Raw genomic sequence first — 19,907 nt, 5'->3', positions numbered from 1 at the left:
ATACCCCGTAACTTGGGTTACCATCACTTATCAGCTTGGTATCGGAATCTAAACGTCTCACAAAAACATCTTTGAATGATTTAGCAGTGGTATCTTTGATTACTTCCATGAAGCAATGAGTAGGAGCACCATTGCTAATCGACACTCCAATTAGGACATTGGTTTGTTTTGTTCCCTTTCCTCTTTAGCCTTCGCCATGGCTCTCACCACCTAAAAAGAACTCATCTACCTGGACGTTTCCTCCAAGTTTATATAAACCATTTCGGTCAGCCATTGCTTTTCGTAGCTTATTTAGCATCAACCAGCCAGTCGAATAAGATACTTGAACGAATTTAGCAATGGTAGTAGCCGAAAGACCACGCTTGTCGTTGGACAATAGATAGATAGCGGAGAACCACTTGGATAAAGAGATATGGCTTCGATGGAAGATGGTTCCGGAGGTAACGCTAGTTTGACGGTGACAAGATTTACATTGAAAAAGTGGAGCTCGAGATGCTGCATTTCTTCGATGGTTTGGCCTGATTAAGGTAAACTGGTCAGAGTCACACTTTGGGCATCTAAATCCCTCTTTCCACCGCAATTTGATCAAATGATCTTCACATGCTTCCTCTGAAGCGAAGCGTACCATAAAGCCTGAGATATCCACCATGCCTCCTTTATCGAACATCTGTTCTACTAAAGATTAGCTCCAATCTGGTCTCGGTGGAGGCGAAACTTACGAAACTTGATAAGTATGATTCCAAAAACAATCGATAGTCATCGCAGGAACACCCATTAGTTCGCCATCTCTTGGATGCATTTTTGCCTTCAAGCTAAAGGATTCGCTTTAGCTGGGAGCAACATAGGAAAGACATCGAATCAGCTGCGAACGGGCGCCTTAGAATACAAAATTTAAATAAAGTATTTGAATAAAAAAATGGCACCCGCTCGTCGCAGATGCCATCAAAACTGATGCGAGGGAAAGAAAAACTACGATAGGAAGAGATTCACTCAGTAGTTTTTTCTAAGTCGTTACGAGAAGGGATTACCCAAGAGCAAAAGACCTCAGTCCAGTTCGCCGTTACCATCGATCTCAGAGGCAATAAAGATCTCATCGCCAAGATCCATTGCATCGAACTCCTCAGCGTCCTCTGACTCTGGTATTACAACAGCTGCAATCGCCTCACGAATCGGAACCACAAAGCCAGAAGCAATTTCATCAAACGATGCTGACAGGGGCTTTCGTGTAACGTCGTCAAATTGGGGTGGGACTATAGCTCCCATATTTCCACCAAGGTGAGCGTGATAGGCATTGATCTGTCGGGCCCGACGCGCAGCGAGTGTCACTAGGGAGAACTTGGAATCAACCTTATCCAAAAGGTCCTCAATTGGGGGACTCATAAGCGAACCATCGAATGCAGACTTAGCCAATGCGAATCCTTAAAAAAAACATTAAATACGGCTTTTCAGTCTAGTCCAGTTCACTGAAGTTACGACTATCGCAAAGACTAAGGAATCCGAGCTACTCTACCTTGATGGCCATGACCACCTCGGTGTTGATAGCTAATCTCCCAATTCAAGTCAAGTCAGCAAGTCAAGTCATCAAGTCAAGTCAGCAAGTCAAGTCATCAAGTCAAGTCATCAAGTCAAGTCATCAAGTCATCAAGTCAAGTCATGAATGACAAAGAGCCACTAGGGATAATCTTGGCAATCTAGGGATGATCGTGACAATCGCCAATACAGGTTTCAATAAAACCCGCTATCTCAGCGACTACCGCCTCAAGATCATCATTGATAAAGCGCTGTCCGCCTAGAGCCAGTGCACTTTCAATTTCGCTATTTGCCAAGGCAACACGAGCAGCAATATGACCCTGGTCGTCACCTCGAACGCGAAGCCGACGCTCTAGCTCTGAATCGCTTGGCGGAGTTAAGACCATAATCTTTGCAGATGCAATCAGCTCTCTAATCTGTTTGGCACCTTGAACATCTATCTCAAGGAGAAGATGACTTTCGCACCCAAAAAACCGTTCCTCTGGAAGCGGTGTTCCGTAGAAGTTGTCTAAAAAACGAGCATACTCAATAAAGCCGTGGTCGGCAACCTTAGAGAGAAAGCTCTCTTCATCCACAAAGACGTAAGCGCTCGCCGATTCATTTTCACGACGAGTTCTTGTCGTCCAAGAGCGAGACAAAGAGAGGTTCTCAACACATTCAATGAGTCGGCCGGCAACGGTACCTTTACCGACGCCGCCCGGACCACAAAGGACGAAAATCAAGCTAGCTAGGCTTTAGAAGCCTCTTCAAGCAGATTTTGCTTCTGCTTGACCCCTAGACCCTGGAGGCGTCTCGTTTCAGTGATTCCGACAGCATCCATAATCTTCTTAGAGCGAACCTTGCCAATTCCTGGCAGAGATTCAAGAACGGATGCGACTTTCATCTTTCCAATAAGTTCATCGTTGGGAGCCTTTTCAAGAAGCTCAGAGAGGGTAACCGTACCCAGCTTTAGCTTTTCTTTGATTTCAGCTCGTTGTTTACGGGCTTCAGCAGCTTTCTTTAGTGCGTCGGCTCTTTGTTCTGGTGTTAATTGTGGAGGCAAAGGCATATTGTGAAATTACCGCAGGCTACGACACTTCGTGTCGATTTCGGCAAAATTTCAAAAAAAAGTTGGTAATTAATATCAATGTAGTCATTTCATGAATCGAATATCAACATATACGTAATGTTATTAATGGATTTGCGGCCAAATCAGTGGAGTCCGGAAACCTTAAAATCACGAAGTTGATCCTGGCCGTATGATGCACGAAGGACTTCCTTGGCACCATGGAGTGTATCGAATTCCCCACGGGCAGCAATCACAGAATAGATATTCTTTGACAACTCGATCTGGTCTTCGATTTGACAGATCGAATGCAAAAGGCTCAAGCTCTCTCGCTTGTCAAATTTGATCTTTCCCGCCAAAAAAAGCTCACCTAAAAGAACACGGTTCTCTTCGTGAATGAAAAAGAAGTCGTCATAAGGAAGGCTCTTTCCAATCGAAAGGTCCACTGCGCGACGAGCATTGATCGGAGTCAAACGGTGGTCGCCCCAAAAGACCAGCCACGCAAAGTCAGGATTGGAGTCCATAAACTTCTCCACCTCTTCATCGCTGTAAAAGAGCGGTCGGCTGGGATTGTTGACAAGGTTGCGACGTACGCTTGCACGCTCGTCAAAGCGGAGCCTTGCATAAGTAGCCACCGACAGAGCACTATTTGCCGCTAAGTGATGTCTCACGCTATAGTCGGGGTCTTGGCAAAGCTCAAGTGCCAAATCCTCCGGAAGGCAGCTATTTGCGGCCACTTTAGATCTCACTGGGACATCTCGATCGCAAGCCAATGCCCGAAAGATCTCTAACGATCCATCAATTACAGCGGTAATGGATGCTCCGAGGGCTCCCCTCACGCGCCAATCTACATCCCGAGATAGTTTGAGCGCCAAGGATCGATGCAAGTTAGGGTGCGTAGCCGCTCTGATTCTAATCTCATGTGATTTGCCAGAGATCAGTGACTCTAAGACCGCTGGGGGTGAGATTGGATTTTTGACCAATGCTAATCTCACGGGGTCGCTATCATCGTGCATAAGGCTTATCAAGATCGCAGGATCCACCACCGTGTTTGACGCAACGGCCGCCCTCACAGTAACCGAACGATCGCCCGCCAAGCTAGCATGAGCATCCCTTGGACAAGAGGTGTTTTCTGCCACATTAGCACGAACCCCATAGTCGCTATGGGAACTCAAGGTCACCAACACATCCGCCGGAGCGCATAGATTTGTCGAAGCAGCACGAAGAACTTTAAGCTCTTTGAAATCGACGATCTTTCTCATCACCTCGGGCGGGCAGCATCTATGGCGCGCCAATAAAAACCGTCCCTCCAGCGAGGTTGACAAAAAGTCACACAACTCCGTCGAGAGGTCATCGTCGCTTTCGATCCGCTGAAGTACCACCAATTCATCGGGCTCAAAGCCAACACGGAGTGCATCTCGAATTACTATTGCATGGCGACTCGATGTATGTGAATCTATCTTGCATCTAAATCGATCCGCATCTAAAAGCACTTCATGACAGCCACCGCCCCACAGATCCCCGCACTGGATCATATTGGCGTCAGAAAGCATCTTTTCTTTGCGCTTCATAGTGCGACCTTCCTAATAGCACACTTGCGGCTACAGAGGCACAGATAGGCAAATCTAGCGATCCTAAGATCTCTATTAGACGTCCCCAAATGTCAACAAGCCCGAAAACCTACATGTATAGAAAATCTTCGTACTCAAAACGAGTCGACTTTAATTCCATTTAGAGACAGCGATGCCACGGGTAAAATTGATAAAATCAAGGTGATTCGCTCAGCTAATAACCATATTAAATCTTCGAAATCGACTCCAGAAGCATCTCAATAGCCTCGCGAGGTCGCTGTGAGCGCGTCACGCTTCGACCCAGAACAAGAAGGTCCGCTCCTTGAGTCAGCGCTTGGGTGGGTGTCATGACTCTAGATTGATCATCTCTAGCATCGTCTCTAAAACGTATTCCGGGAACGACCGCAAAAAGATCTGGCTCAAGCTCCTTAGCTCTAGCGACCTCGTGGCCAGAAGAGACAAATCCACGGGCGCCGCTGTCTTTAATTAGAGTCAATCGCTCGGCGAAACCCGCGGGGTCGATGGATGAATCACTGGTCAGATAGGTCACCCCTATGATCGCCGGAGGCTCTGCGACTCCAGCTAGAACCGCCCCAGTCACCACGCCCTCAACGGCAGCCTTTAGCATATCAAGGCCTCCCAGAGAGTGAACAGTCAGGAGTTCCACACCAAAGCTACCTATGACCTTGGCTGCTTTGAAGACGGTATTAGGAATGTCATGAAGCTTCAAATCCAAGAAAATTCTATATCCGAGCTCCCTCAAGGAGTAGATTACACTTGGTCCTTCCGACACAAACAGCTCCAAACCAACCTTTGCATATCCAAATGCATAGGAATACTCCTTCGCCCAGCGAAGAGCTTCAACCACATCATCGGTATCTATCGCCAATGCGAGCCTAGAGTCTGACATCTCACAATCTTTCTTCTTGGTATCAAAGGACCACAAGGGCTAGTCAAGCCTGCCTTTTTTATTACGCGACTTCACAGGTCAAAATTTCACAGGTCAAAACTAAAAAAATCAAGTCAATTTAACTCGAAACTTCCCAAATCAATACTTGCATAGAAGTCGTATGCATATATCAGTTTTGGAAACGTATTTACCATTAAATAGGTTGCAATTGAAAACTCATAGAGCGTCTTCTTTCTCCAATCATGCCAATGAAACAACGAGGTACTAGAGGCCCCCACGATCAAGCGTCCTCCCCGAGTTACCCCTAGTAGCCAACATGGTGGCAAAGATATAGGCACACATGGAATTGTTCTTGATGGCCAAAGGAATCTTATAAGTATTGGCCCACTTAGCCCAAGGCGATTCTCTGTGATACACGCGGCTCTGTGGTACAGCCGGCTCTGTGGAGTCAACTATGTGGGAATCGACCAATCTATCGTTATCTACCGCCTGGCTTCAGTTGCCATGCTCGACCAATTGAAGAAGCCAAAGTATGGAAAACCACAGAAAACGATCAATCTCGTGTAGCGGCAGCTCCACCACGATGAGCGGCACCTACGAGGTCCGAAACAGCTGAAAACCCCAACTTCTCGATCTCTTTTGGAAGATCCTGAATCACCTTCGAGATTACTCGAGGCTCGACAAAGGATGCCGTTCCAATTTGGATTACTCGAGCCCCAGCTGCCAACATCTCAATAGCCCCTCGGGCATTCGAGACTCCGCCCACACCGACGATCGGAAGATTCGGAAGTGCCCTATAGGAGTCGTAGATCGCTCTCAATGCAATCTGATGCAACGCTGGACCCGAGAGTCCTCCACCGCGCGCCCCAAGAGATGGCAGAAGGTTACCCATGTCAAGAGAGAGACCTAGAGCTGTATTTGTGAGGACCACCCCAGATGCGCTTGAGGCATCAACTACTTCAAGGATCTCCCCCAGAAGGTGTGTGCTTGGAGAAAGTTTAATAAGTCTAGGCAGTGACAATTCCTTTGTGGCATCAAGAATCTCGCCTACACTGGTAACCGAATGGGCAAACATCTTGTTCTTATCCTCAATATTTGGACAAGATACATTTACCTCAACGCCAACCACTATTGGATCTACCCCTTGTAGAAGAGCTGCAGCTCGAGCGTAATCATCGATGGTTCTTCCCCAAATGCTCACGATCGTGGGAACATTTATCTTCACCAACTTAGCAAGTAGGTTCTCTCGCCAAAATTCAATTCCTGGCCCCGTAAGGCCAACCGAATTCAACATGGCCGCATTTGCACCAACAACCCTAGGAGCTGGATTGCCTTTGGTTTCAAAAGGGGCTAGCGATTTAGTGACAAATGCACCCATCTCGGCCATATTGACGTATCCGTGCAACTCATTTGAAAAACCCCCAACGCCTGATGCATTCATAACTGGCGTCTTCAAGGTCAGCCCTTGGCAAATCACACTTGTCATATCAACCAATTGCTCGACCTCCCGATTTAGCCATCCAATTCAATTCGGCTCCATTGCCTAATATCGCCTAATATCGCCTAATAAAGTACAACCGCTCCAATACTATTTTCTAGATCCAGTGACGTTACTACCCAAACTAAAGAATACTTCGGTTGTGCCCTGCCGTTTCGTTGCGCCCTGCCATTTCACTGTATCAACGGCGCTGTATCAACAACATGGTATCAACTTGTACTGTAGCGCTATCTCGAACCCTTGGAGATCGAACGGTGGAACTCTTGAATCGAGGTAATGGTCATTTTGTTGTCTTTTAGTGCCTCGATCGCCGAAACGCCAGCTAGCGCAGCAGACATGGTAGTTACGCAGGCCACCTTGTAACGATTGGCGGAACTTCGAATATGATATCCGTCACTTCTTGGTCCTCGTCCTCGTGGTGTATTTATCACAAGACCAACTTCACCCGATGAGATAAGGCTCACTGCGTCTAACTCGTCGTCTTGAGCTTCGCCAATCTTACCAACCACGTCATCAACCGAAATATCAAAACTCAATAGCAGCTTTGCAGTCCCACTGGTAGCAGCTATTGAAAATCCTAGAGCGCGCAGACGACGGGCCAACTCAACCCCCGATGCTTTGTCTCGATCGGCGAGGGATAAAAAGACCTTTCCGCTAGAGGGAAGGGAGGTTCCGGCTGCCAATTGAGATTTAGCAAATGCCAGGGCAAAGGTGGAGTCGATACCCATTACCTCACCGGTGGAGCGCATCTCTGGCCCAAGCAAAGTATCAGCTGAAGGAAAGCGTGAAAATGGCATTACAGCCTCTTTTACCGCATAGTAGTCTCGATCCACCGCTACAGGAAGGATCCCCTCTGAGGCAAGCTCTTTTAGGCTACGTCCGACCATCACCAAACTTGCGATCTTGACAAGTGGTACGCCCGTTGCCTTAGAGACAAAGGGTACGGTACGCGAAGCTCGAGGGTTAGCCTCAATGACATAGAGCGAACCGGCTTTGAGGGCAAATTGTACATTTATCAACCCCACCACCAAAAGTGCATCTGCTATCTTGGCTGTCGTTTGGACGATCTCTTGCTGGATCTGCGGGGGAAGCGTTATCGGTGGAATCACACAGGCTGAATCGCCTGAGTGGATCCCGGCCTCCTCAACGTGCTCCATGATGCCCCCTAGTAAAAAGCCACCATCTTGATCCCTGATGGCATCGACGTCGATCTCAATTGCATCCTCTAAAAACGAGTCGATCAAAACCGGGCGCATCGACGCTTCGCCACCTTCGGCCGACAGCGCACTAAGGCGCGAAAATGCAGCCTCAAATTCTTCAAGATCGTAGACAATCTCCATGGCTCTGCCACCAAGGACATAAGACGGACGCACCAAAACAGGAAAGCCAATCTCTGCAACGACCTTTGAAGCCTCTTCAAAGGTCGTTGCAGTACCACCTGGGGGCTGTGGAATCGAAAGTGACTCACACATTGCCGACCATCGCTTTCGATCTTCGGCGATATCGATGGCGTCAGCTGATGTGCCTAAAATCAGGCTTGGATCAATTCCTTGAGCTAACCGAAGGGGTGTTTGACCTCCCAAGCTAACGATAATCCCAGCGAGATTACCGCCACCAAGACCGCTTGATTCGGCTTCAATTACCGAATTTAGATCTTCAGGAAAGAGCGGCTCGAGATAGAGCTTATCTGAGGTATCGTAATCAGTGCTAACAGTCTCTGGATTGCAATTGAGCATTATCGTCTCATAGCCTGCTTCAGATAGCGCATAACTAGCATGCACGCAGCAGTAGTCAAATTCAATGCCTTGGCCAATTCGGTTTGGCCCCGACCCCAAAATTATTACCTTCTTGCGATCCCCAAGAGTGACCTCGGACTCTCCGTCATAGCTGGAGTAGTGATATGGGGTTGTCGCCTCAAATTCTGCTGCACAGGTGTCAACTGTCTTATATCCAGGCACTAAGGCGAACTTCGATCTAAGCTCACGAAACAATGTCTCAGATGTATTGGTCAAATAGCCCAATTGAGCATCAGAAAAGCCATTTCGCTTCGCGCGAAGTAGATCCTTACGTGTTATTTGATCTTTCAACGAATCAATAGAGTCGCCTTCGTCGTCAACTGCTAGATCGCTCCAAAACCTCTTCTCGTCGACGATCTTTCGAATCTGAAATAGAAACCAAGGGTCAATCTTTGTCTTTTCGTAGACGAGCTCAATCGATGCCCCCTTGCGCAATGCTGATTCTACCTCAAAGATTCGACTAGGAGTTGCCTTTGTAGCCAGGTTCAAGACCTCATCGAGGCCTAGTAGATCAAGTGGCTTATCCAGCGGATCTCCCCCAAGGCCATAACGACCAAGTTCGATCGAGCGCATCGCCTTTTGGAGCGCCTCAGTAAAAGTTCGACCGATCGCCATCGCCTCGCCGACACTTTGCATCCTGGTTCCAAGTCGGCTAGAGACACCGGGGAACTTCTCAAAGGCCCATCTAGGTACCTTTACCACCACGTAGTCGATGCTCGGCTCAAAAGAGGCGGGTGTAACTTTTGTTATGTCGTTTTCTATCTCATCGAGGCGATAGCCTATCGCCAACAGAGTTGCTATCTTGGCTATGGGAAAACCTGTGGCTTTAGAGGCCAAAGCTGATGACCGCGAAACCCTTGGGTTCATCTCAATCACAACCATCTCACCGTTAGTGGGATCGATGGCAAATTGGATATTCGATCCGCCGGTCTCCACTCCAATACGGCGGATAATTCTAAATGCAGCGTCTCTCATCATCTGATATTCGACGTCACTTAGCGTCTGGGCAGGGGCAACCGTTATGGAGTCTCCTGTATGCACGCCCATTGGGTCAAAGTTCTCAATAGAACAGACAATGACTGCGTTATCTGCTCGATCGCGCATCACCTCAAGCTCGAACTCTTTCCATCCCGCAATGGACTCTTCGATCAAAATCTCAGATATCGGTGAAGCGCTCAGGCCAAAAGAAGCAATCTCTAGGAACTCCTCAGAATCTAAGGCAATACCAGTACCAGCACCACCTAGGATAAAACTTGGTCGAACCACAACTGGAAAGCCAATCTCCTCGGCGACGCTTATAGCCTTTTCCATGTCATGAGCAAAGCCAGAGCGAGGAACCCTAAGTTCAAGCTCGTCCATTGCATTCTTGAAGAGCTCTCTATTCTCAGCTGTATTGATAGCAAGGGCATTTGCACCAATCATCTCAACTCCGTAGCGCTCCAACACCCCAGCAGCATTCAACTCCATTGCTAGATTCAAAGCGGTCTGTCCGCCAAGGGTCGGGAGCAAGGCGTCCGGTCGCTCCTTGGCAATGATCATCTCTAACACGGCCAAAGTTAGTGGTTCGATATAGGTGGCATCTGCAAAGTCGGGATCGGTCATAATCGTAGCTGGATTTGAATTCGCCAAGATTACTCGATAACCCTCTTTAGAGAGGACTCGACAGGCTTGTGTGCCGGAGTAGTCAAATTCGCATGCTTGTCCAATGACAATTGGACCAGAGCCGATCACCAATACCGATCTAATATCTGTTCTAGCCGCCAACCGAATTCCTCCTAGTAGTTTAAATTTGTTTCTTAGATCAATATTGAAAGTTGGTGTGAGCCCAGCTCTAGGGCTCATCGCCCGTAGTCTCAGGCAGATCGCACTTCTTTTGCGAATAGATCAAAGAGGTAGAGCGAGTCGTGGGGACCTGGTGAAGCTTCTGGGTGGTATTGCACTGAAAAGGCCCTTGCATCATCTAGCGAAAAGCCCTCAACCACATTGTCATTCAGATTGACATGAGTAATTGTAGATTTGCCATAGGCCAAAGAGAGCGAATCTCGATCGACTGCGTAGTTGTGATTTTGGCTCGTTATTTCCACCACCTGGTCGCTCAAGCGCGAAACCGGATGATTACCACCATGGTGACCAAAGTTCAACTTATAGGTTGTGGCACCGATAGCTCGAGCAAGAAGTTGATGGCCAAGACATATTCCAAAGAGCGGTACCTTCCCAAGTACCTCTGTTATCTGGCTATTGGAATAGGTGAGCGCGGAAGGGTCACCTGGACCATTGGATAGAAAAACGCCAGCTGGACCATAGCTCAAGATCTCGGCTCCACTTGTAGTCGCCGGGACCACCCTAAGGCGAAAGCGCCCCGCTAGATATCTTATGATCGATGACTTCATCCCGTAATCGATCGCAACTACCAAAGGTCCCTCTCCAACTTCAAAGGAGTTACCCCTAGTGACCACCGCAGCTAAATCTTTATTGTCGGTAGAGTGTTCGGAGGTGGCGAATTTGGCAAGTTCCCTTGGGTCGCCAACGCCAATTACTCCAGGCATGGCACCATGTTCTCTGATATGTCTCGTCAGGGCTCGGGTATCCAAACCTTGTATCAGGGGAACGTTGGACTCTTCACAAAGCGCCAGGAGCGACTTCTCCCCACGATAGTTGGAGCGCACTCCGCTGTAGTTGCGGATAGCAACCGCGTTAGCCCAGATCCGATCTGACTCCATATCATGGAAGTTGCAGCCATAGTTTCCTATCTCTGGAGTAGTAAAAGTTATAAATTGGCCTGCATAGGATGGATCGGTAACAACCTCTTGGTATCCCGTTAGAACAGTGTTGAATACAACCTCGCCAAGGGCTACCACCCCGGCGTAGCTCTTTTGAGAGAGCGAGAGGATCTCGATCTCATAAAAGGTACCATCACTCAAAACGAGATAACCATCACTGGAAAAAAAAGTTTCTTCGCTAAAAATCAACGCCAACTACCCTCTTCTTGAAGTTTCTCATCTATTACCAAAGCTTTGCCTCCAACTATCAAATGGCGAACTGCGCCATTTAGTGTCATGCCAAGATATGGCGAATTCTTGGCCTTAGAGGCCAGAGCCTCTATCGCCATGGTTCGCGTCGCTTCAATATCCAATACCACCAAGTCTGCTATTGCCCCTACGTCCAAGATTCCAATCGATCCGCCCGTATCACCAATGAGGCTTGCACTTTGCCAGGAGATCATCGAGATGATCCGCCATAACCAGGCCAATAACTCAAATGGATGGGGATCGTTATCGAGCAATTGTGCACTTTTTATCACCTGGGATGGAAGCTTCGGAATGATCCCTAAATCCGCAATTACACCTTGTGCTCCAGTGAGTAAAACTTGGAACGAGTTTTGTAGGCCCAACATCCCAAAGGCAGCGATCTCTATTGGAGCATCCTTCTTCCAGGTTGCATGGGGGGCATGATCGGTCCCAATTACCTCAAAGACTCCATCACCAACCGCTCTCCAAAGCGCCTCGATAGAGGCCCTATCTCTAAGGGGCGGATTGACCTTGAAGCGCGAATCAAAGCTTCTAGTTGCTCCATCGTCTAAAAAGAGGTGGTGTGGGGTGACTTCAGCCGTCACTGCTAATCCGTTCGCCCTAGCTGAACGAACCAGTTCGGCCGAGCGAGCGGTCGAAAGATGTAAGAAATGAATTGGAGCCTTGGTATTGGTGGCTAATTCTATATCTCGAGAAACCATCAACTCTTCAGAGATGCCAGGAATCCCAGGTAGACCTAACTCAGCTGAGACAAGTCCCTCGTTGATTACCCCACCATCGAAAAACTCTGACGTTTCAGCGTGCTGTGCAACAACGACACCCAGGCGCGATGCCACCTCTAGAGCCCGGCGCATCACTAGATTACTTTGAACACCCGAACCATCGTCGGTAAAAACTCTAACTCCGGCACTGGCCAGCTCACCAATTGGCGAGAGAACTTCTCCTTGTCTCGCCTTAGTAATTGATGCAGCAAAGGCAATTCGAAGCGGCAGGTCTTTTACCATCTCTCGAAGGTGCGACAAAATAGAAAGGTTATCAACCACTGGAGTGGTATTGGGCATGGCCAAGAGCGATGCATAGCCACCTAGCGCACCGGCTCGACTTCCGCTTTCAAAGGTCTCTGACTCACCATCACCTGGAAGTCGTAAATGAGTATGAGGATCCACAAACGCCGGGGCAACGACGCCCCCGCGAACATCTAGTACAATATCACCATAGCCCGGAGTCAATCGATCGCCAACCTCTTGAATCAGCCCTTCGCCAATTCGCAAGTCACCCAAACGAAACCCATTACGATCAGCAATAATTGCATTCAAAATCAAGATTGAACGATTCAAGCCTCTCCCTTTGTATTTGAATTGGCCTCAAAGACCGCCTCTAAGACCGCCATCCTGGTAAAGATGGAATTTCTAGTCTGCTCTCTAATTAGCGAACGCTGAGATTCTGCGAGATCCGAGTCCACCTCCATGCCTGGAAATACCGGGCCAGGGTGCATGATCATCGCGCCATTAGAACCCTTTGAAAATCGCTCCTTGGTCAAGGAAAACTTGCTCGCATATTCTTGGTCATGGATCACTGAGTCACCTCGAATCCGTTCGCGTTGCACTCGTAACATGTAGAAGATATCGACCTTAGGAACAACCGAATCAAACGAATCAGTGATTTCGACAGATTCGCCTTCAAATTGCCATGGAACAAGATCCCTGGGACCCACAAGTACCACCTTGGAGCCAACCTTTGACAATAGGGATACCAGGGAACGCGCGACGCGCGAATGAGAGATATCGCCGACAATTGCAATCTTTTTACCCGCCAGAGCATCGATCGACCCAAAGTGTGAGACCAAGGTAACAAGGTCCAAGAGAGCCTGAGTCGGATGTTGGTGAGCTCCATCGCCAGCGTTAATGACCGCGCTATTGGACCACCTTTGAGCCAGTATTGAAGCACCACCGAAAGAGGAACGAATCACTATGGCATCTGGACAATAGGACGAAATCGTCGAGATTGTATCCTTTAGGGTCTCGCCCTTAGCTAAGGATGAGTTCTTCGAATCAAAGACCACCACCGAGGCACCCAACTTTTTGGCTGCCATCTCAAAGGAGACACGCGTTCTAGTGGAGCTCTCAAAAAACATCAACGCTAAAGTTTTGGACCGATAAACCCTTGGACTTGCACCACCGCGAAGATCCAGCGAACGGTCTATGATAGACCTCAAATCCGCTTCGCCGAGTTGTTGAATTGTATGAAGCCCCTCTGAAAGCATTTAGCAATACCGCCCTAGGATTCTTGAACTTGGTTTGTCTGTCCCTGATCTTGGTAGATGGAGATCGATTCAGGGGTAACCTCAACGTATTCACTAAGAGCTGTTGGCAAGTTCTTGCCGACAAAGTCAGGGCGTATTGGCACCTCCCGATGGCCACGGTCCACAATCACCGCAAGTTGGACCTTAGATGCCCGAGCGCGAGATAAAAGCGAGTCCAAAGCAGCACGGACCGTTCGACCTGTAAAGATAACATCATCAACCAAAATGACGACTTTATCCTCTGCGGAACAAGGCAGAAAACTACGATCGGCTGGAAGATCCATTGCGCCAGCCGAAGCCTCCGTGGAGTCATCCCTGAAGTGGGTAACATCTAAAACACCCTGAGGGACCGTTACCCCTTCGAGAACTTCAATTCGTTTGGCCAACGCCTGGGCAAACCATTCGCCACCGCGGAGCAAACCTAGCAGCATTAGGTCATGAGGACCTCTGTTGCGCTCTAATATTTCGTGGGCTATTCGAGTAATCGCGCGATCTATCTCTGTTTTGGAGAGAACTTGCGCTTTGAGTGTGAGGCCACCCGCACCAGTTGGTACGAGCCGCAGTTTATTCGATGGCATTTAGCCTCCATGAACCGTGTAAGTATCGCAGTACTTACTTTACGGGCAACTAATACCTAATAGGCTAGTTTGAGCGATTGCACTTTCAACCCAATTGCACAAATCTCATATTCGATCGATAACAAAGAACGCAACTAAATGCCCGAGAATCAATTTTACTATCAACCTCCTCAACCAAAGGACTCAAAGCCAGCCCTACCAAACCACAAGATCTATCGCAGACGACGAATATTGGTTGCAACAATTGGTATCTTGGTTCTGGTTCTGATCCTCGGGGTAGTAGGCGTCTATGGCTATGCCAGGATCAAATTTGGACAGATAAAAAAGGTAGGAGTGGGCGGTCTCTCTGCAACCATCTCCAACCAACCAATCAACATCCTTCTGGTTGGGAACAACTCCAGAAGCGTTTTGAACGGCAAACAAGCCAGCGCCTTTGGCACAGGAGCTCAAGTCGGTGGCGCCAGAAGCGATGTGACTATGATCGCTCATCTCGACCCCGCAACCAAAAGGGTCACCTTGGTATCCTTACCTCGTGATCTGTTCCTGCCCATACCCGGCTCAACCAAATCAAACCGCGTCGATGCCGCTCTAAACAAAGGGCCATCGGTGCTCGTGAGCACAATAGAACAAGACCTAGGGATACCTATCCAGCACTACGTCGAATTGAACTTCGATACATTTCAATCCCTTGTCAACGCTTTAGGCGGCTTGTATATGGACTTTCCATATTACGTAAAAGACGCTATGACCGGTCTCAACATAACCCACACTGGGTGCCAATACCTCAACGGCACACAGGCCCTAGCTCTAGTGCGCTCTCGCGAAATGTACTATTCAACAAATGGGATCAACTACCTACCCGATGGACTAGGAGACCTCTCTAGGATTCGAAGAGATCACGAATTCCTCAGAGTACTGGCCCAACAAGTAAAAGCTAAAGGAATATCCAACCCACTAAAGCTCAACTCAATCCTCTCGTCAGTGGTCCCCTTCCTCAAGCTAGACAGCACTTTTACCTTCAATGGACTTCTTGGCCTGGCCACAACGTTCAGAAATATTAATCCAAGCGCGGTAGCAACAGCCACCCTCCCAATTGCCCTCGAGAACAACTATCAATACCTAGGTGCCAGCTACGGAGATGTGGTCTTTCCAGCACAACCCCAAGACGCTGCGGTAATGAACCAATATCTTGGCCTTAGTGTACCAAAACTGTCACATAGCACCATCTCTATCGCAGTGCTAAATGGAACAGGTCAATACCAACAAGCCTCATCCATCGCTACCTCCTTAGGCGCCCTGGGCTACAAGGTCCTAGCAACAGGAAATAGTCCTATCTACGGCTCAAACCTAGAGACGGTGGTGCGTTATGCTCCTGGATATCTAAACCAAGCACAAGTAGTCATGGCGAGCCTCTCAGGCGCAGTGGTCCTAAGCCAAGGAACGACATCCAATGGTGCAAAGATAAATGTCATAACAGGCACCTCACTAAGCGTCGCCCCACCTCAACAACAAGCACAACCTTCGCCAAATTCAACAGCCGCAAACTCCCATCCGACAGTTACCACAGCACCCATCACCCTGCCGGCAACTAGTTCTAATACACCGCTTCAGCCCTGGGACCCCCGAGCCTGTACCACCAACGCCGGATAGAAAAACCGAATCTACAACCCACCAAACCATTGCCAATTACAACAAAAAGGAAAGATAGCCCCGCTTGAGAGCTAGAACCATACAAAAAAAGAGAAAGTTAATACGACCTCGACAGCTAACCAAAGCCCTCTCGATCTAATCGAACAACCATCCGACAAAACGCTGCATCTAGAGCAATGGTTCTCGCGGGCCAATAAATACGCCTCGGCCGAATCTAAGAGACCTCTCTCCAAGTTCGCCTCTAGAGCAGCCTTTACCAACCTTTGGAAGAACCCTTAGATCAAAGCAAAAAAAGAACCAAAGAGTCCAAAGCATGAGCAAATAATCTCAACTGCGTGAGCTCACCCAACCCTAGAAGAAGCCCTGGAAGAAGCCCTGGAAAAACCACAATCTCGTCGATATTTTTATATGTGTCATAGCGTGCGTCGCAATGTCTGATCTGATGCTCTTGCGAAACCCACAAGAACTAAAATCAACAAAGACCGCCTTGGCACCTTGCTATGACCAAAATGCACCTTGCCAAGACCAAAATGCAACTTGGTGACTTTTCTTCTATCTTTGGACCACCTATATCCAACCCTCAGAGACAATTACACAATTGAAAAAATCAACTATTCCAAGTGGCATTTTCTCCCTCCACCTACCGGTGCTAGGCAATATTGAATAAAAACTCTTGAACAAAAGGTGCGCGTTGTATTACAAAAAGCACATGGTCTAAAATACAAAGGGTAAAAAATTCACTTGTGCAACTGTCGCCTCTCTCCGCTATCGAATCGCATCAATCTCTAATTCGACAAATTGTCCGCTAAAGCGATCCTGGGAAACTTTGTCACTACAACCCATGGACACTTGAAAACTGGGTAGCCATTAAAGAAGCCAATGTTACAGAAAAAATCCACCAGGAGACTAAACACCAACTCAGCGTTCACGCCCAATGCGCCCCTAGTCACTCCGCTATGGCATCAATCCCAAAAACCAGCCGAATCCACCGAAGCCTACATCCAAACACGATGGACTAAAGAAGACCACGAGTTCGATAGCGAGCTAACAGGAACACCCCTAAGCCACCTTGGCATACGTCGCCAAAAAGACGACAAGGGGAACAAAACCAAAGAGAATAAAAAACGGGGGTACCGGCCAAAATGGCCAACACCCCCGTTCCTGCATAATTATTAACTAAAAACTAATTGAATCTTTTCCTTTGGAAGAAACCCCAAAAGAGAATTCCTATAAATATGCCTAGCGGAATGACCATTGTCAGAACACCACCAGCAGGCACGTTCATCGGACCTACACTAGCAAACATGGCTACCTTTCTTTGAGTTGTGACGAATAGGCACTCTATTCATCACAACCACAAGTTAGAGAACGTAAAAGAGGACAAAAAATACCACTGAAACGATTGCCATGAAAGCCCAGTAATAGCTAAACCCCTCAAGATTAGATCTAAAGTTCTCAGCCATCATCGAGCTCGAGAGCCCCACTCCCCCATCGCTAGCAAGTGCGCGAGCATTGCGTAACGAACGAGCAATCAAGGTCTCTAGCCAATACATTGACAGGATAATAACGCCGGAATAGACAGGAGCAAATGCAACATAGACCCCAGCGTATCCAAAAGCACCTGGAAAGAAGTTCAACCGACTCAGCTCCCAAATCTGGAAACCAGCCGCAAACAACCCAGCCAGAAGAGCCGTAATGTTGGCTACCTGCCAGTCAATTGTCGAGCCCTTCTTTAGGCGAAAGTTGCCATATGCATTTAAGATAGCGCTCAGAAGAACCAAGGTCAGAATAAGAGAGCCCATAAGGGTCGAAGCAGTCTGACCATGTGGATCCCAAAGGCCATGCGAGTTCAGAGAACGTAGATAGAAATAAGCAAAGGCAATTCCACCAAAAAGGGTCATCACCAAGCCAATAGCTATCCTCGCGCCCCACCAGTGAGAACCTAGCGCAGCCTCATGATAGAGTTGCACCTCGTCCACTACGGGACGATCTTCGGTAATTTCACTCATGCTTTGCCTCCCGTGCGAACTACATCCTTATCGGCATTCTCAACAACTATATCAGCCATTGGCAATGCATCCAGATCAGCATACTCATAGGGTCCAGCCATTACAACAGGTACCGTCTTGAAGTTATGTTGAGGCGGTGGATAAGAGTCCACATGCCATTCAAGACTGCGCGATCCCCATGGGTTTCGAACTGCAGGAGTACGAGTAACCACAAGCTGCCAAAGGAAGGTTACGACAAAGAAGGTCAAAGAGAGCCCAAGCACATAGCTCGAGATCGAAACCCAATCATTCAAGGTCTGAAGACGCTGAGCATACTCGAATACTCGGCGCGGCTGACCCAAGAGTCCGACCGCAAACAAAGGCAAGAAGGTCGAGTTGAATGAGATCATCATCGACCAGAAATGAATCTTACCCCACTTCTGGTTGAGCTGGAATCCAGTAACCAAAGGAGTGTAGTAATAGATCGCACCAAAGAATGCGAAGATTACCCCACCCATGATGGTGTAGTGGAAGTGAGCCATAACAAAGAAGCTACCGTGCACCGTTACGTTGATTGGTACGTCAGAGACGTAAACTCCAGTCAGTCCGCCGAAGAGGAAGTTGAAGTAAACACCCAACATAAAGAGCATCGGCACAGTAAGGCGGATTCGAGCCTTCCAAAGAGTTCCCATTCCAACCAAGTAAATAAAGCCTGTAGGAATTGAGATCAGCTCTGTTGTCAACATGAACAATGGACGCATATCCGGGTTCATACCGCTCTGGAAGAGATGGTGCTGCCATACAAAGAAGCTAAGAACTGCCAGACCAATCATACCAGCGGCCGATGTCTTGTAACCAAAGATCGGCTTTCTCGCGAAGACCGGGATAATCTCTGCGACCATTCCAAAGCCTGGAATCGCCAACAGATAGACCTCCGGATGGCCAAAGAACCAGAACAAGTTCTCCCAGAGGAAGGATGAACCTCCGTGGGGACCATAGAGCATCGAAGTTTGGGCAGTTCGATCAAGTGTCAAAACATACAAACCATCAATAAGCACTGGAACTGAGAGAATCATTGTGAAACCAAGGGACAGCATCGACCAACCCATGATATTCAAGCGATTCCAAGTCATACCTGGTGCTCGATAGTTGATAATCGTAGCCACAATGTTCGTCGAAGCACAGACCATTGAAAGGCCCTGCAGGCCGAATCCAAAGATATATGCATCCTGGCCCACACCTTGTTGGATCGAGAGCGGAGCATACGACGTCCAACCAGATTGGAAGCCGCCCTGCCACAATGCGGACAACAATATTACATATGAGATCGGCGTAAACCAGAACGAGGCTGCCTCTAAACGAGGAAATGCCACCTTCTTGGAGCCAATCATCAAAGGAATCATAAAGTTACCAAACGGTCCAAGAACCACCGAAGTCATCATCATCATCATCATGGTTCCATGCTCACCTACGATTTCAAGGTAGGTGCTTGGTCCCCATATATGGTGGGTAGGCGACAACAGTTCTGTTCGAATGGCTAGAGCCAACAGGCCCGCCGTGAAGAAGTAGACCAACATACCAAAGAGATATTGGATTCCAACTATCTTATGGTCTTGGGTATATTGAAAATACTTCGTCCATCCAGGCTTTAGTTCAGGTTCGCTAAAGTCGGGCTCGTAACCCAGCATCTTCTTGATTGGATAGTTGAGAGCCCCAAGGCCAGCAAACCATCCAACGACAGCAAAAGCATAACCAAGACAGATGGCAACGTCGTTTTGACCACTACCTATAACTTGTGGATAGCCGCCGGCGATGGCATTACCCATCCAGTGGCCAAAGAGATACCCTATGCCACCGGCGACGGCTCCAGTTATTATGCTCGGGCTAAAGATACCCTTACCTGAAGTACCTGGAGTGCCACTCGAAGAACCTGATTCGGTCTCTTTCGAGAAGTCAATTGCCATGAATGCAATCCTCCAAATTCAAAAAAAATAAAACAAAATATTTGCT

Annotated in this window: 14 protein-coding genes and 1 pseudogene; 1 reads left to right on the top strand and 14 read right to left on the bottom strand. The window is 48.2% G+C overall.

Features of this window, described 5'->3' with window-relative positions; genetic code table 11:
• From AXFE_RS11440 to pyrR, 12 genes and pseudogenes are all read right to left on the bottom strand, one after another.
• Window positions 1-646, bottom strand: a pseudogene (locus tag AXFE_RS11440) (IS1595-like element ISAxf1 family transposase); the annotation flags it as partial.
• A gap of 398 nt (window positions 647-1,044) precedes the next feature.
• Entirely contained in the window at window positions 1,045-1,410 is a 366-nt protein-coding gene (rpoZ, locus tag AXFE_RS18540) for a DNA-directed RNA polymerase subunit omega (protein WP_235347797.1), read from the bottom strand.
• Between the two features lie 281 nt (window positions 1,411-1,691).
• On the bottom strand, window positions 1,692-2,252 hold the full coding sequence (locus tag AXFE_RS11430) for a nucleoside/nucleotide kinase family protein (RefSeq protein ID WP_052606001.1): 561 nt from the start codon (window positions 2,250-2,252) through the stop codon (window positions 1,692-1,694).
• Between the two features lie 5 nt (window positions 2,253-2,257).
• Window positions 2,258-2,578: an integration host factor, actinobacterial type gene (mihF, locus tag AXFE_RS11425; protein ID WP_052605998.1), complete on the bottom strand. Its 321-nt coding sequence runs from the start codon at window positions 2,576-2,578 to the stop codon at window positions 2,258-2,260.
• Between the two features lie 143 nt (window positions 2,579-2,721).
• On the bottom strand, window positions 2,722-4,146 hold the full coding sequence (locus AXFE_RS11420) for a hypothetical protein (RefSeq protein ID WP_052605993.1): 1,425 nt from the start codon (window positions 4,144-4,146) through the stop codon (window positions 2,722-2,724).
• A gap of 226 nt (window positions 4,147-4,372) precedes the next feature.
• Entirely contained in the window at window positions 4,373-5,056 is a 684-nt protein-coding gene (pyrF, locus tag AXFE_RS11415) for an orotidine-5'-phosphate decarboxylase (protein ID WP_052605992.1), read from the bottom strand.
• 553 nt (window positions 5,057-5,609) lie between these two features.
• Complete coding sequence (locus AXFE_RS11410; protein ID WP_052605990.1) at window positions 5,610-6,542, bottom strand: beta/alpha barrel domain-containing protein; 933 nt, start codon at window positions 6,540-6,542, stop codon at window positions 5,610-5,612.
• A gap of 239 nt (window positions 6,543-6,781) precedes the next feature.
• Window positions 6,782-10,114 (bottom strand): carbamoyl-phosphate synthase large subunit, encoded by a 3,333-nt coding sequence (carB, locus tag AXFE_RS11405; RefSeq protein ID WP_052606011.1) that lies wholly within the window; start codon window positions 10,112-10,114, stop codon window positions 6,782-6,784.
• A gap of 89 nt (window positions 10,115-10,203) precedes the next feature.
• Window positions 10,204-11,319, bottom strand: coding sequence for a glutamine-hydrolyzing carbamoyl-phosphate synthase small subunit (gene carA / locus AXFE_RS11400; protein WP_268749159.1), 1,116 nt, complete (start codon window positions 11,317-11,319; stop codon window positions 10,204-10,206).
• The gene (locus AXFE_RS11395; protein WP_052605989.1) at window positions 11,316-12,716 is read right to left on the bottom strand and encodes a dihydroorotase; all 1,401 of its coding nucleotides are present in this window, start codon (window positions 12,714-12,716) and stop codon (window positions 11,316-11,318) included. Before AXFE_RS11395 ends, carA begins: the two co-directional genes overlap by 4 nt.
• Entirely contained in the window at window positions 12,713-13,642 is a 930-nt protein-coding gene (locus tag AXFE_RS11390; RefSeq protein ID WP_052605988.1) for an aspartate carbamoyltransferase catalytic subunit, read from the bottom strand. The genes AXFE_RS11395 and AXFE_RS11390 overlap by 4 nt, the downstream gene beginning before the upstream one ends.
• Before the next feature lie 14 nt (window positions 13,643-13,656).
• Window positions 13,657-14,259, bottom strand: a complete 603-nt coding sequence (gene pyrR, locus AXFE_RS11385) for a bifunctional pyr operon transcriptional regulator/uracil phosphoribosyltransferase PyrR (protein ID WP_052605986.1) — start codon at window positions 14,257-14,259, stop codon at window positions 13,657-13,659.
• Between the two features lie 138 nt (window positions 14,260-14,397).
• Here pyrR and AXFE_RS11380 point away from each other — a divergent pair, with 138 nt between their 5' ends.
• A complete protein-coding gene (locus tag AXFE_RS11380; RefSeq protein ID WP_052605984.1) occupies window positions 14,398-15,909 on the top strand; it encodes an LCP family protein in 1,512 nt (503 codons plus the stop codon).
• Between the two features lie 1,361 nt (window positions 15,910-17,270).
• On the opposite strand, the gene AXFE_RS11365 is transcribed toward AXFE_RS11380, so the two are convergent.
• Together AXFE_RS11365 and AXFE_RS11360 are read right to left on the bottom strand one after the other, a co-directional pair.
• Complete coding sequence (locus AXFE_RS11365; RefSeq protein ID WP_052605979.1) at window positions 17,271-17,918, bottom strand: hypothetical protein; 648 nt, start codon at window positions 17,916-17,918, stop codon at window positions 17,271-17,273.
• Entirely contained in the window at window positions 17,915-19,861 is a 1,947-nt protein-coding gene (locus AXFE_RS11360) for a cytochrome c oxidase subunit I (RefSeq protein ID WP_052605977.1), read from the bottom strand. The genes AXFE_RS11365 and AXFE_RS11360 overlap by 4 nt, the downstream gene beginning before the upstream one ends.
• Window positions 19,862-19,907 lie beyond the last annotated feature (46 nt).

This window comes from Acidithrix ferrooxidans (assembly GCF_000949295.1).
Taxonomy (GTDB): domain Bacteria; phylum Actinomycetota; class Acidimicrobiia; order Acidimicrobiales; family Acidimicrobiaceae; genus Acidithrix; species Acidithrix ferrooxidans.
Note: the sequence above shows the minus strand (reverse complement) of the source record. Positions and strands in the feature narration are given on the sequence as shown.